Origin of the sequence: Streptomyces sp. NBC_00885 (assembly GCF_045207475.1) — a bacterium.
GTDB lineage: Bacteria > Actinomycetota > Actinomycetes > Streptomycetales > Streptomycetaceae > Streptomyces.
In genome coordinates this window covers 4,179,625-4,193,176 of the sequence record NZ_CP108796.1, presented here as the reverse complement: position 1 = coordinate 4,193,176, position 13,552 = coordinate 4,179,625, and the positions used below count along the sequence as shown (strand labels likewise).

Genomic DNA, 13,552 nt, shown 5'->3' with positions numbered 1-13,552 from the left:
GCCCTTTCTGCTCGCCTGGTTGGTGGTGAGATCGGGGCAGCAGCTTGAGTCCCCTCCCCATCCGTCCAACGAGTCAGGACATCTGAAGAAACGACCGATGGTCGAAAGCGTGCGCGCAGCAGATGGCATACAGCAGGAGGCCCCGCCCACCGGTGTTGGACGCTGACTCTGTCGGGGATCTTGGTGTCGTCTGCTCAGTCTCTGGCGGACCGCCAAGACCTCGGCCGGGGGATCCCGTGCTGGTCCAGGAAGTTCTGGAAGGCGGTCGGCGGCCGGGACGAAGGTGCTTCTCCTGTCGGTGGCCGTCGGCTGAGGCGCTCGATGTTTGCGGCGATGGCTGTGAACACGTGCTGTAGGTGGGCTTTCTGCTGTCCCCGGTAGCGGCAGCGGCGCATGCCGTGTCCGTGAGCGAGCTCGTTGATGGTGCCTTCCACTCCGGAGCGGACCGCATAGCGACCCTGCCATTCGGGTGTCTGTTGCTCGGCGCGGACTCGGAGTTGCAGGTCGCGGAGTTCTCGCGGGGGAAAGCCCACGGTTCGGGCGCTGTCGGTGGTGGTCGTGCAGCGGGTGCGGACCGGGCAGGGGCGGCACTGGCTCTTGGTGAACCGTGCCACGATCAGAGGTGCCGCGGTGGGTGAGGAGGTCGGATAGGGGCCGTGCCATCCCGCGCTGGTCTCGCCCTGTGGGCAGGTGACCTGCTGGCGGTCGAAGTCGATATGGAAGTCGTCGCGGCCGAAGCCGTCGTTCTTGCGGTGCTGGCGGGTGGAGTTGACCGGCAGTGGTCCGGTGACCGTGACCTGGTGTTCGCGGACTGCCTGTTCCAGATGGACCAGGGAGGTGTATCCGCCGTCGACCAGGTGCTCGGCGGGCAGCAGCCCGCGGTGCTTCAGCCGGGTGTGGATGCCGGGCAGAGCCTTCGCGTCGTAGCTGGTGGCGTCGGTGGTGGCCACATCTGTGATCACGTTGACGCCGTCGGGATCACAGGTCTCGGTGAGATGCGCGACGAACCCTTTCCAACGGGTGACATGTCCGCGGCGCGCGTAGCGGGCCGTCGGGTCGTAGGGCGAGACGACTGCGACGGCCGAGGGCGGCAGCCCGCCGTCCTCGGCGGTGCGCCAGCGCAGGCGGCCGGCCCCGTCGCGGTAGTAGTTCTGCACCATAATCTGCCGCAGAGCCTGGACCCGGGGACCGGACAGGCGATCCGCCCCATGCTCCCCGACGTGCTCCAGCAGCCGGACGGCGTCACCGCCTGTGGCAAGGATCCTGGTCTTGGGTCGGGTGGGGTTCTTGCCCAGACGGACCGGACGGCCGTAGCGGCGCCCCCACTCCTCGTCGACCAGGCCGGCCAGCAGGTGCGGAGCTGTGCCGGCCAGCTCTTCCAGCGCGGCGCGGACGGCCTCGGTGACCAGTTCCAGCCGGGTCAGGTCGCGCACCGCGGCCAGGACGTGGGTGGAATCCGTGCGCTGGGTGGTGCGCTCGCGGACGAGACCGGCCTCCTTCAGGCGCGCGAGTGCGAGGTCGAGGAGACGGTCGGCTCGGCCGCCCTCGGTGAGACGCTCGCGGAAGTCGGCCAGCACGCTGTGGTGGAAGCCGGGATCGTCCAGTTCCATGGCCAGCGCGTACTTGAAATCGATGCGGCAGCGAACCGCCTCGGCCGCCTGCCGGTCCGACAGACCGAGCAGGAACTGCAGCACACAGACGGTGGCCAGCTGGGCGGGCGAGAGCCCCGGGCGGCCGTCGCGCGAGTACCAGTCGGCGAAGTCCTCGTCACGCCACAGCCCGCCCAGGTGGTCTCTCACCCACATCGCCGTCGTACCGCCCGGGTTGCTCGCCCGTGCCATCTGCACGGTCAGAGAAGGGACTTGCTCACCAGAACGGGCGTGGAGCGACAACGGGCACCTCGACAACTGCATCGGTCCTTGAACAGAGCCGAGCATGCCCGTTGATCATGCTGCCCCGCCGGGGATCCCCAAGATCCCCGACAGAGTCAGCGTCCCGATGAAGGGTGCCGGGGCCTCCTGCTGTTGCGGGCCGGGGCTAGCCGAAGATTCCGCCGTCGTTCCCGCCGTTGTTCCCGCCCCCGCCGCCGTCAATGGTCTGCACATTGATCTGCTGGCCTGGAGTCGCCGGTGAACCGGCCGCCGGGTCCTGAACAATGATCCGGGCCCTGTCGTCGTTCGGACCGTTGACGGCGCCGAGCTGCAGACCTGCCTGAGCGAGGAGCTGCTTGGCCTCGCCGATGGTCTTGTTGAACAGCTGAGGCACCTGAGCGGTCTGCTGCGGGCCCTTGGAGACCTGCAGCGTGACCGTGGCACCCTTGGCGGCCTTCGAGTCGCCCGACGGGTCCTGCCGGATGACCGTGCCCGTCGGCTGATCGGAGTCCACGTCCGCCCGCACAACCGTGAACTCAAGGGTCTCGAGCTGGCTCTTGGCGTCGTCGAACAGCCGACCCACGACCGGAGGCACGTTGACCTTGGCCTGCTTGGCCACGGTGAGGGTGACCTCAGTGCCCTTCTCGGCCTGGGTGCCGCCCCTGGGATCCTGCGAGAGGACCGTGCCCGGGTCCTCGTCCGAGGACTCGGATTCCACGATCTTGACCCTGAAGCCCTTGTCCGTCAGAGCCTTCTCGGCATTCGCCCGGGACTTCTCGGTGACGTCCGGGATCTCGACCTTGGGTGCGCCCTCGGAGACGACGACCTGGACGGTCTCGCCCTGCTGCATATTCCCGTTGGCCGGCGTCTGGCTGCAGATCTTGTTCTTCGGCTGCTCACAGCGCGCCGTGCCCGATTGGGCGACCTTGACGCCGGCGTTCGTCCCGAGCGTCTGGGCTTCCTGCAGCGACTTGCCGACGAGCTGCGGCACCGGCACATCGCCGCCGCCGCCGTCACCGCCGCCGAAGACCGCCTTGCCGATCAGCACCGCGCCGACGAGCACCAGGATGCCCGCGAGGATCAGCAGGATCGTCGAGGTGTTCGACTTCTTCTGGCGACGCCGGTCCGGGCGGTCGTCGTAGCCGTAGCCCCCGTCGTCCGGGTTCATCGGCGGAAGCATCGATGTCTGGCCCGCCGGGTCGGCCTGGCGCAGCGCCGTGGTCGGCTGGTCCTCGGGGGCGTATCCGCCGTAGCCGACCGCGCCCATCGCCGCCGTCGCCGCGACCGGCTGGCCGTCGAGGCAGGCCTCGATGTCCGCGCGCATCTCGTCGGCCGACTGGTAGCGGTAGTCGGGGTCCTTGACCAGGGCCCGCAGGACGATGGCGTCCATCTCGGGCGTGATCTCGGGGTCGAAGTTGCTCGGCGGCTGCGGTTCCTCGCGTACATGCTGGTACGCCACCGCCACCGGGGAGTCGCCCACGAAGGGCGGACGGACGGTGAGGAGCTCGTAGAGCAGACAGCCGGTGGAGTACAGGTCGGAGCGGGCGTCGACCTGCTCGCCCTTGGCCTGCTCCGGGGAGAGGTACTGCGCGGTTCCGATGACCGCCGCGGTCTGGGTCATCGTCATCCCGGAGTCGCCCATGGCGCGGGCGATGCCGAAGTCCATGACCTTGACCTGGCCGGTGCGCGTCAGCATGACGTTCGCCGGCTTGATGTCGCGGTGGACGATTCCGTTGCGGTGGGAGTACTCGAGCGCCTGGAGGATGCCGATGGTCATCTCGAGCGTGCGCTCGGGAAGCAGCTTGCGCCCGGAGTGCAGCAGCTCTCTGAGCGTGGAGCCGTCGACGTACTCCATGACGATGTACGGGATCGAGACCCCGTCGACGTAGTCCTCGCCCGTGTCGTAGACCGCGACGATTGCCGGGTGGTTGAGCGAGGCGGCCGACTGGGCCTCACGGCGGAACCGGGCCTGGAAGGACGGGTCACGGGCGAGATCGGCCCGCAGCGTCTTCACGGCGACGGTGCGGCCGAGCCGGGTGTCGTGGGCGAGGTAGACCTCTGCCATGCCACCACGGCCGAGCACCGAGCCCAGTTCGTACCGGCCGCCGAGGCGACGCGGCTCTTCCATAACTGTTCCAGCCCTCTCCGTCAGTCCCGACCGCACCCGTGTGTGGTCCGGCGGTGTGCTGTTCGCGCATACGCTACCGGCCACGCACCACCTGATCGGCCCGCGACCGTCACCTGATACCCGACCGGTATCGCAATGTGCAGGTATGGACGCCGGACGTGATCCGCGTCACTTCTTGCTGTCCAGTACGGCCTTCATCACGGACTTGGCGATGGGGGCGGCGAGACCGCCACCGGAGATGTCGTCGCGGGCGGTGCCACTGGAGTCCTCGACCACGACTGCAACGGCTACGGGTGAGCCGCTGTCGGTCTTCGCGTACGAGATGAACCAGGCGTAGGGACGCTTGGAGTTGTTCTCGCCGTGCTGGGCGGTACCGGTCTTGCCGCCGACGGTGACCCCGTCGATCTGTGCGTTGGTGCCGGTGCCTTCCTTGACGACGTTCTCCATCATGTCCTGGAGAAGCTGCGCGTTCTTCTGGGAGAGCGGGCGGCTCATCTCCTGCGGCTCGGTCTTCTTGATGACGTCCAGGTTGGGCGATTCCAGCTGGTCGATCATGTACGGCTTCATCAGCTTGCCGTCATTGGCGATCGCCGCGGTGACCATGGCCATCTGGAGTGGAGTGGTCGCGGTGTTGAACTGGCCGATGGAGGACAGGGCGTTCTGGGGGCGGTCCATCGCCTTGTCGTAGACAGAGGCGGCGGCACGCACCGGGGTGTCGATCTCGGGGTTGTTGAAGCCGAACTTCTGCGCCGTCTCCACCATCTTGTCGCGGCTGACCTGGTCACCGAGCTTGGCGAAGACGGAGTTGCAGGAGACCTTGAGCGCGTCGTTGAGGCTGGCGTTCTTGCAGCCGCTGGCGTGGTTGACCATCGGCTTGCGGGTGTTGGGGAGGATGTACGGCTCGGGGGTGTCGGTCGCCGCATTGATGTCGTCGATCACGCCGTGCTCCAGCGCGGCGGCCGCGGTGACCACCTTGAAGGTGGAGCCCGGCGGATAGACCTCGCGAAGCGCGCGGTTGAGCTTCGGCTTGTTCTTGTCCTTCTCCAGCTTGTTCCACGCCCGCTCGTCCGATGCGCCGTAGCCGGCGAAGGAGGCGGGGTCGTACGAGGGCGTGGAGGCCAGCGCGAGGATCTTGCCGGTCTGCGGGTCGATGGCCGCGACCGCGCCCTTCTTGTTGCCGAGGCCCTCGTAGGCGGCCTTCTGGGCGGCGCCGTTGAGCGTCGTGACGACGTTGCCGCCCTTCTTCTTGTCGCCGGTGAACATCGCCATGGTGCGGTCGAAGAAGAGCTGGTCGGAGTTGCCGGTGAGTATGCCGTCCTCGAGCTTCTCGATCTGGTTGGCGTCGAATGCCTGTGAGGCGTACCCGGTGACGGGTGCCCACATGGGGCCGTCGACGTAGGTGCGCTTGAACTTGAAGTCCGTGTCCTTCGTCTCGACGGAGCCGGTGATCGGCTTGCCGTCGACGATGATGTTGCCGCGCTCGGCGGCGTACCGCTCGATCAGGACACGGCGGTTTTTCGAGTTGGTATTGAGATCGTCGGCCTGGACGTACTGGAGCCAGTTGGTGCGCACCAGCAGGGCAAGTACCAGGAGCCCGCAGAAGATCGCGATCCGGCGCAGGGGCTTGTTCACGGTCGGACCACCTGGGTCATCTCGGCGTCGGGGGACGGAGCGGGAGCCGGCGCGGGACGGCGCGCGGTGTCGCTGATACGGATCAGGATGCCGATCAGCGCCCAGTTGGCGATCACGGACGAACCGCCGTACGCCACGAAGGGCATGGTCATACCGGTGAGCGGGATGAGGCCCATGACACCGCCGGCGACGACGAAGACCTGGATGGCGAAGGCGCCGGAGAGGCCGATGGCGAGGAGCTTGCCGAAGGGGTCGCGAGCGGCGAGGGCGGTACGTACGCCGCGCTCCACGATCAGCCCGTAGACCAGCAGGAACGCCATCATTCCGGCCAGGCCCATCTCTTCACCGAACGTGGAGAGGATGAAGTCGGAGTTGGCGGCGAAGCCGATGAGGTCGGAGTCGCCCTGGCCGAGGCCGGTGCCGAGGGTGCCGCCCGAGCCGAAGGACATCAGCGCCTGGCCGATCTGTTCGCTCTGCGCCCAGGTCTTCTCGGCGAACGGGTTGAGCCAGAAGTCCACACGCTGCTGGACGTGCGGCTCGAAGGAGGCGACGCCGACCGCGCCGACCGCGGACATCAGCAGGCCGAAGACGATCCAGCTGGTGCGCTCGGTGGCGACGTACAGCATGATCACGAAGAGTCCGAAGAACAGCAGCGAGGTACCGAGGTCGGTCTCGAAGACCAGGATGAGGATCGACATCGCCCAGACCATGAGGATCGGTCCGAGGTCACGGCCGCGGGGCAGATACAGGCCCATGAAGCGGCGGCTGGCCAGCGCGAGGGCGTCCCGCTTCACCATCAGATAGCCGGAAAAGAAGATCGCAATGATGATCTTCGCGAACTCGCCGGGCTGGATGGTGAAGGGACCGAGACTGATCCAGATCTTGGCGCCGTTCACCGCCGGGAAGAACACCGGCAGAATCAGCAGAACCAGGGCCGCTGCCATCGAGATGTAGGTGTAGCGCTGCAGGATGCGGTGGTCCTTGAGCAGGATCAGTACGCCGACGAAGAGGCCGATGCCGATCGCGGAGTACAACAGCTGCTTGGGGGCGTCCGGGCTGAAGCCCCCGAAGAGCTTCTCGGCGCGCTGGATCAGCCGGGGCGACTGGTCCAGTCGCCAGATCATCACCAGTCCGAGGCCGTTGAGCAGCGCGGCCAGCGGAAGCAGCAGCGGGTCGGCGTACTTGGCGAACTTGCGCACCGCGAGATGGGCCACACCGGCGAGCAGGCCAAGGCCGATGCCATAGCCGAGCACTCCGGCAGGCAGCTTGCCGTCGAGTGCGAGACCCACGTTGATGTACGCGAACACCGGGATGACGACTGCGAAAGCGAGCAGCATCAGCTCGGTGTTGCGGCGGCTCGGTGCTTCGATCGCGCCGATCGTGGTGGTGTTGGTGACAACGCTCATGGTGGAGAAAGGCCCCCTACGGCCGATTACTGCTTTCCGCAGTTCGCGGCCAGCTTCTGCTCCTCCTCCGAGAGGGTGGGGCCCGGAGTGGGAGTAGGTGCGGTCGGCTTGGTCTGTGCGTTCTGGGTGGTGGGCTTGCCGGTGGTGCCACCGGCCTCGCCCTCACCGGGCGGCGGAGTGCTGGCGCGGTCCGCGGCGTCGCGGCGCTGCTCGTCCTTCTTGCAGGCCGCGGCCTGGTCGGCGAGTTCGTCGACCTTCGCGCGGGCCTTGCCGAGGCTGTCGGCGGTGATCGTCGCCTCTACCTGCTTGCGCTGGTAGGGCGGGAGGTACTTGAGTTCGATCTCGGGGTGGTCCTTCTCGACGTCCGAGAGCGAGACCCAGGCCAGGTCCTGGCTGATGCCCTGGTAGAGCGCGACGTGCTCGTCCTTGGAGCCCACGTAGTACTGGGTCTGAGTCCAGCGGTAGCCGCCGTACAGGCCGGCGCCGACGACGCCCAGGGCGAGCACGATGTAGAAGCTTCTCTTCAGCCACCTGCGGCCGCGGCGCGGCTTGATGAAGTCGTCGTCGGTGTAGGCGCCGAAGCTGCCCTCGGGCGGCATCCCGCCGTATCCCATGCCGTCGCCGCTGCCGGGCGGGCCGAAGCCCCCGCCGGGCTGCTGCGGGGGTACGGGGCGGCCGAGGCCGGCCGCGCGGCCCGCCGGGGTCTGCATGGCGCCGCCGTCGTTCAGCTGGAGCTGGTTCTCGGCGACCGCGCCGACGACGACCGGGGTGTCGTTGAGCTGCCCGGCCAGGGTGTCGTTGGAGTCGGTGTCGAGGACGTCGGCGACGATGCACGTGATGTTGTCGGGGCCGCCGCCGCGCAGCGCGAGCTGGATGAGGTCCTGGATGGTCTCCTGCGGGCCCTGGTAGCTGGCGAGGGTCTCCTCCATCGTCTGGTGGGAGACCACACCGGACAGTCCGTCCGAGCAGATCAGATAGCGGTCGCCGGCGCGGACCTCGCGGATGGAGAGGTCGGGCTCGACATGGTCGCCGCTGCCCAGCGCGCGCATCAGCAGGGAGCGCTGCGGGTGGGTGGTGGCTTCCTCTTCGGTGATCCGGCCCTCGTCGACGAGGCGCTGCACCCAGGTGTGGTCCTGCGTGATCTGCGTCAGCACACCGTCGCGCAGCAGGTAGGCGCGGGAGTCGCCGACGTGTACGAGGCCGAGGCGCTGGCCGGTCCAGAGCAGGGCGGTGAGCGTGGTGCCCATGCCTTCGAGCTGGGGGTCCTCCTCGACCATGAGCCGCAGCTGGTCGTTGGCGCGCTGTACGGCAGTGCCGAGCGAGGTGAGGATGTCCGAGCCGGGCACGTCGTCGTCGAGTGTGACGAGCGTGGAGATGACCTCCGACGAGGCGACCTCGCCGGCGGCCTGTCCGCCCATGCCGTCGGCGATGGCCAGAAGGCGGGGGCCGGCATAGCCGGAGTCCTCGTTGCCCTCCCGGATCATGCCCTTGTGCGATCCGGCGGCGAAACGCAGAGACAGACTCATGCGCACCTCGCCCGTCGGCTCGGGGTACAGCCGGTCTCGAGCCACACTGCCCACCCTCCGCTCGGGAGCCCGTCCCGGTCCGCTGTCGGGACCGCTGCGGCTCGCTCGCTCCGCTCGCTCATTGTCGTACTACTTCCGCAGCTCGATGACGGTCTTGCCGATGCGGATCGGCGCGCCCAGCGGAATCGGTGTCGGGGTGGTGAGTCGGGTCCGGTCGAGATATGTGCCGTTGGTGGACCCGAGATCCTCGACGATCCACTGGCCGTCACGGTCCGGGTAGATCCTGGCATGCCTGCTGGACGCGTAGTCGTCGTCCAGCACGATCGTGGAGTCGTGCGCCCGGCCCAGGCTGATCGTCTGGCCCTGCAGCGCCACCGTGGTGCCCGTGAGGGTGCCTTCGGAGACGACCAGTTTGGTGGGCGCACCGCGCCGCTGGCGGCCGCTCGCCTGCTGCCGCTGCTGCGGAGGCGCGGCACTCTGGCGGGCCTGCTGGGGGCGTGCGTCGGCATTGCGGCGCGAACCGCGTTGCGTGACGCGCGTACCGAACAGGTCGCTGCGGATGACCTGAACGGCCACGATAACGAACAGCCACAGAACGGCCAGGAAACCTAGCCGCATGACCGTCAGGGTCAGCTCTGACATTGCCCCCGCTTCACCCTTCGGCTTGCCGGTAAACGATGGTGGTGCTGCCCACGACGATCCGCGAGCCGTCGCGGAGCGTAGCGCGGGTGGTGTGCTGCCCGTCTACCACGATGCCGTTGGTAGACCCGAGATCCTGGATCGTCGAGGGCGTTCCGGTCCGGATCTCACAGTGCCGGCGCGATACGCCGGGATCGTCGATCCGCACATCGGCGTCGGTGCTGCGACCCAGCACCAGCGTCGGGCGGGAGATCTGATGGCGGGTGCCGTTGATCTCGATCCAACGTCGTACTTGAGTGCTCGGCATCGGGCCTGGGCCCGGTGCCGGGCGGCGGTCCGCGACGGGCGCGGGGCCGGGTCGGCCGACGCCCGGAGGGGGCGCGGCCGGCATGGGAGGTGCTCCGGTGGGCGGGTAGCCGTAGCCGCCGCGGACGCCGCCCTGGGGGGCGGCGGCGTGGCCGGGACCGGCGGGTGCGCGCTCGGGCGACTGTGACGTACTCGACGCGAGGGTGCGGCTGCGCACCCGGTACAGACCGGTGTCGAGGTCGTCCGCCTTCTCCAGGTGGACCTTGATCGGCCCCATGAAGGTGTAGCGCTGCTGCTTGGCGTAGTCGCGTACCAGTCCGGACAGTTCGTCGCCGAGCTGGCCGGAGTACGGGCTCAGGCGCTCGAAGTCGGGCGCGCTGAGCTCCACGATGAAGTCGTTGGGGACGACAGTCCGCTCGCGGTTCCAGATCGTCGCGTTGTTGTCGCACTCGCGCTGGAGGGCGCCGGCGATCTCGACGGGCTGGACCTCGGACTTGAACACCTTGGCGAAGGTGCCGTTGACCAGACCTTCGAGTCGCTGCTCGAACTTCTTCAGGACTCCCATGAGGCACCTCCTCCGTCGTTGCCGTCCTGGTACTGCTTACTGATCGTATCCACGCGTCGGGAAATCGGCTGGTTCCCCTTGTCTGCCCCGTCGATGAGTGTCACCTCTCACACGGATCGTAGAGGCGGCCTCCTGACAGTGTCCCGCACACGGGGTGCTCCAAGGAGGAGCGGGGGCGGCCGCCTTCCGTTCCCTGTTCCCCGGCACCGTCTGCGAAACAATCGGATGTGAATCCACCCAGTGCAGCGTGCTAATCTTCTGCATGTCGCCAGGCGCTCACACCGGCAGGTGGGGCGGGCGGCAACACCCAATGCGCGGGTGGCGGAATAGGCAGACGCGCTGGATTCAGGTTCCAGTGCCCGAAAGGGCGTGGGGGTTCAACTCCCCCCTCGCGCACAGAGAGAAACCGACGAAACGGGTCTCGACCAGTGACGAAAGTCCTGGTGGGGGCCCGTTTCTCGTTGGTCGGGGGCGCGGCTGGCCCGAGTTCGGCGTGTACGGGGCGTTTCGACGTGAATGAGCCCACACCATGACATGCCTCACGGTGCGGGCTCTGCTTGTTTGATGATCTTCAGTTGGTGTGCGCTGGCGTTGATCTCTAGCCGGTGGGTGCCAGGAATCCCGTGGGTGTCCATTTGCCCAGCGGCTTGGTGCGGCGCCGGTGGTGCGTGCGTCTGCGCGGGCGCTCCCCGTTGAGGGCGAGGGTCTCCACCCAGTTCTTGATCTTCCGGCGGTTGGCGTGGGCGAGCTGGAAGGCGAGAAGGATGGTCTGGGCTGCAATGCCGCGGATGCGTCGGGTGCCGGAGGCCTCGATGGCTTCGGCGAGGGGGTTCTTCGCGTAGCCGTTGTAGCCCTCGACGCTGTTGCGGAGGCGGAAGTAGACCTTCTGCCATTCCTCGTCGCCGAACTCGAGGGGCTGCCAGTGCTTGGCTCCCTCAGCCGGGGCGAGCGTGATGCTGCGTTGGCGGCAGACCTTCGGCGGGGCTCGGCTCGGGGTCGACGAGCGGAAGGTGGATGCCGCGGCCCATTGATCTCGATTTGATGGGGCACTGAACCTTGCCGGCCGCGGCCGGGCACATCATGCGCTGGTGCCCTTCGGGGTCCTCGTTCTCTTTGGGCATGAGGCGGTAGGACTTTCGGGCGGCGATGAGCCGGATCCAGGTCTCGCGGTCGATGCGCTCGGCACAGAGGTCCTTGGTGGCATCGATCAAGGGCTCGGGCATCGAGGGGCAGTACCAGGTTCCTTCGACCAGGATCGCGCCCTGGGTTTCGGCCTGCTTGCCGAGCTGATTGATGCGGTAGTCGTACACGGGCTTGTAGCCGAGGGCGCGGACGGGCAGCTGCCACTCGTCGGGCTCCGAGTTGTTGTACGCGAGGTCCCCGGCGACGTAGCCCGGCTTGTAGCCCCGCTGACGCAGTCGGCTCAGGACCTTCAGTCCGTTGTAGCCAGGGCGGCAGCCCGGCTTGTCGAGGGAGACGCCCAGGACGAGTGCGGGGAGGACGTCGGGGTTGGGCGTGTTGTCGTCCAGGAGCACCTCGTCGTAGCGGGCGTCACGGGTGACGGCGAGGGCGGCGTCGTAGCCGAACAGGTACTTGGCCTTCTTCTTCAGCGAGGTTTTCTTCCCCTTCCTGCCCTTTTTTGTGGGCTTGCTCTTCTTGCCGCGCTTCGTCGGCGGTCGCACGGCGTCTGCTGCGGGTGCGGTGTCCGGGTCGCGGTGGTCACCTTCGCGGACGTACCAGCCGGCGTCGGGGTCGGTGGCGAGTTCGGGGCCGTTGGTCTTGCGCCCCTTGGAGAAGGTACGGATGGGGGTGGCGTCCACGGCCAGGGAGCCGTCCGACAACTCGGCGAGCAGGTCCTTCAGGGGACGTACGGATGCGTCCAGGAGAAACTCGGTGAACAGGGCGAGCCGGTGTTCTCGTTCGGCGAGAGCCTCCGGGTCTGCGGCTGCCGTGAGCCGTGCTGCTTTCTCGCGGGAGAGGCATTTGTTGGCCGGCAGGGGTGAGGGGTCCATCGCCTTGCGCATCGCGTGGAAGAGGCGCCGCACGACGGCGTAGCCGGCTTCGAAGCCCTGGTCGTGGTCGGGGTAGTCGGGGATGCCGAGGCTTTCGCGAGCCTCACTGCTGATCCCGAAGAAGAGGATGTCCGTGACCCGCTCCAGCACGACCCTTCCACCATGGATCTGGGTACACAGGTGGAGGCCGATCAGCAGTGTGCGCAAGGAGAGGTTGCGGGGTCGGCCGCGGCCCAGGTGGACGAACTCCTGCAGCAGTGGGACGAGGCCGCTGTTGTCGACTTCTTCACAGGCTGCCGCGACGTCGGGGTCGGCGAGCAGTCTGCGTTCCGCACGCATGGCCAGCAGTCGCTCGTGTCGGTCCTTGGGCACGCCGCTTGGGGCGCTGCCGCCCATCAGTCGCCTCTCAGGAGCCTGGCGGCCTCGTCGGCGGGGATGCCTGCGAGGTACGGGAGGACTCGGGACAGGCCGTGCAGGGTGTCGACACCGGCAGCGGCCACGATCACGGTGATGGGGAGCCGGGCATTGAACAGATCGACCAGCCACGTTGTGCGCAGGCGGCCCATGACCAAGCGGGGAACGCCCTGGCTGGGCTTGGTCCGGGCCAGGAAGTTCGTCACGGTGTTCGTCCCCCGGCCGTAGGAGTTCGGGCGAAACAGATAGCTGGCGGTTCCGGGTGCCGTGAGCCGCTCGGCCGCCGCTGCCAGTACCGGCTCCCAGGGGCGAAGGCAGAGGATTTCGCGCTTTCGCTCGCCACGGGTGGCCACGACCACCGCGCCGCTTTCGTAGGGCGAGGAGCGGACGTCGTGGACTCGCAGGGGGATGACTTCTGGAGAGTCGAGGCCGACGCCTGCACCGAGGGCAAGGAGCGTTTTGCAGCCCCAGCGCAGCTCATCGGTCGGCTGGCCATTGGCCCACCCCCACAAGTCCGCCAGCTCCCTGCGGCTGTAGGGCCGGTTTCGGCTTGAGCCGGAGAGCTTTGCGGGTTCGCCCGTGACGCAGTCCCCTCCGAAGACGACCTCGCGCAGCCGCAGGAGCCGGGAGCGGTAGTTGCCGCGGGTGCTCTCCTCCACGTGCGGGCAGCCCACCGCGATGAAGCGTTCGATCACCTCACGCTGGAGCCACACCTCGGCGTTGACGGGCAGGCCTTCACCCGAGCAGAAGAGCGCCAACTGTGCCAATGCGCCGAGGAGTTCTCGCGCTTTGTGCGGGAGCACGGGGTCAGCGAGCAGGACCACACGGCGCACCTCGTCGCCGACGCGGCTCCACCCCGCGGGGGAACCGTTCGGTCGATACGAGTCGATCCGTTGAGCCATCACATGTCGCCAGACCAGCACCCCAGCAGGCGGGGTGCTATTCGAATAACATGTATCCGTAGCAGCGACCGCGCGCGACCGGGGAGGACCGGATGGGTCAGACTTCATCTCATGCCCCAAGGAGATGCCCGCAGACTGCCGCCGCGCGCCT

At 67.8% G+C, this 13,552-nt stretch carries 9 protein-coding genes and 1 tRNA gene; 1 reads left to right on the top strand and 9 read right to left on the bottom strand.

Features of this window, described 5'->3' with window-relative positions:
• Positions 1-194: 194 nt before the first annotated feature.
• From OHA61_RS18960 to OHA61_RS18930, 7 genes are all read right to left on the bottom strand, one after another.
• Positions 195-1,841 carry an IS1182 family transposase gene (locus OHA61_RS18960; RefSeq protein ID WP_406307396.1) on the bottom strand — a complete coding sequence of 549 codons (1,647 nt, stop codon included), beginning with the start codon at positions 1,839-1,841 and terminating at the stop codon, positions 195-197.
• 196 nt (positions 1,842-2,037) lie between these two features.
• A complete protein-coding gene (pknB, locus tag OHA61_RS18955; RefSeq protein ID WP_406304022.1) occupies positions 2,038-3,999 on the bottom strand; it encodes a Stk1 family PASTA domain-containing Ser/Thr kinase in 1,962 nt (653 codons plus the stop codon).
• Positions 4,000-4,167: 168 nt separating this feature from the next.
• Positions 4,168-5,631, bottom strand: coding sequence for a peptidoglycan D,D-transpeptidase FtsI family protein (locus OHA61_RS18950; protein WP_406304021.1), 1,464 nt, complete (start codon positions 5,629-5,631; stop codon positions 4,168-4,170).
• Entirely contained in the window at positions 5,628-7,037 is a 1,410-nt protein-coding gene (locus OHA61_RS18945) for an FtsW/RodA/SpoVE family cell cycle protein (RefSeq protein ID WP_266480519.1), read from the bottom strand. The genes OHA61_RS18950 and OHA61_RS18945 overlap by 4 nt, the downstream gene beginning before the upstream one ends.
• A 26-nt stretch (positions 7,038-7,063) precedes the next feature.
• Complete coding sequence (locus OHA61_RS18940; RefSeq protein ID WP_389368640.1) at positions 7,064-8,563, bottom strand: PP2C family protein-serine/threonine phosphatase; 1,500 nt, start codon at positions 8,561-8,563, stop codon at positions 7,064-7,066.
• A gap of 129 nt (positions 8,564-8,692) precedes the next feature.
• The gene (locus tag OHA61_RS18935; RefSeq protein ID WP_361902149.1) at positions 8,693-9,205 is read right to left on the bottom strand and encodes an FHA domain-containing protein; all 513 of its coding nucleotides are present in this window, start codon (positions 9,203-9,205) and stop codon (positions 8,693-8,695) included.
• A gap of 10 nt (positions 9,206-9,215) precedes the next feature.
• The gene (locus OHA61_RS18930; RefSeq protein WP_406304020.1) at positions 9,216-10,073 is read right to left on the bottom strand and encodes an FhaA domain-containing protein; all 858 of its coding nucleotides are present in this window, start codon (positions 10,071-10,073) and stop codon (positions 9,216-9,218) included.
• Between the two features lie 312 nt (positions 10,074-10,385).
• Here OHA61_RS18930 and OHA61_RS18925 point away from each other — a divergent pair.
• A tRNA-Leu gene (locus OHA61_RS18925) sits at positions 10,386-10,469 on the top strand.
• A gap of 539 nt (positions 10,470-11,008) precedes the next feature.
• On the opposite strand, the gene OHA61_RS18920 is transcribed toward OHA61_RS18925, so the two are convergent.
• Positions 11,009-12,457: a hypothetical protein gene (locus OHA61_RS18920; protein WP_406304019.1), complete on the bottom strand. Its 1,449-nt coding sequence runs from the start codon at positions 12,455-12,457 to the stop codon at positions 11,009-11,011.
• A gap of 23 nt (positions 12,458-12,480) precedes the next feature.
• On the bottom strand, positions 12,481-13,323 hold the full coding sequence (locus OHA61_RS18915) for a hypothetical protein (protein ID WP_406304018.1): 843 nt from the start codon (positions 13,321-13,323) through the stop codon (positions 12,481-12,483).
• Positions 13,324-13,552: the final 229 nt, after the last annotated feature.

What these genes read in the sequence shown, in the direction of transcription:
- OHA61_RS18940 (WP_389368640.1), bottom strand. Translation starts at nt 8,563, where the DNA reads ATGAGTCTGTCTCTGCGTTTCGCCGCCGGATCGCACAAGGGCATGATC.
- OHA61_RS18935 (WP_361902149.1), bottom strand. Translation starts at nt 9,205, where the DNA reads ATGTCAGAGCTGACCCTGACGGTCATGCGGCTAGGTTTCCTGGCCGTT.
- OHA61_RS18930 (WP_406304020.1), bottom strand. Translation starts at nt 10,073, where the DNA reads ATGGGAGTCCTGAAGAAGTTCGAGCAGCGACTCGAAGGTCTGGTCAAC.
- pknB (WP_406304022.1), bottom strand. Translation starts at nt 3,999, where the DNA reads ATGGAAGAGCCGCGTCGCCTCGGCGGCCGGTACGAACTGGGCTCGGTG.
- OHA61_RS18945 (WP_266480519.1), bottom strand. Translation starts at nt 7,037, where the DNA reads ATGAGCGTTGTCACCAACACCACCACGATCGGCGCGATCGAAGCACCG.
- OHA61_RS18960 (WP_406307396.1), bottom strand. Translation starts at nt 1,841, where the DNA reads ATGGCACGGGCGAGCAACCCGGGCGGTACGACGGCGATGTGGGTGAGA.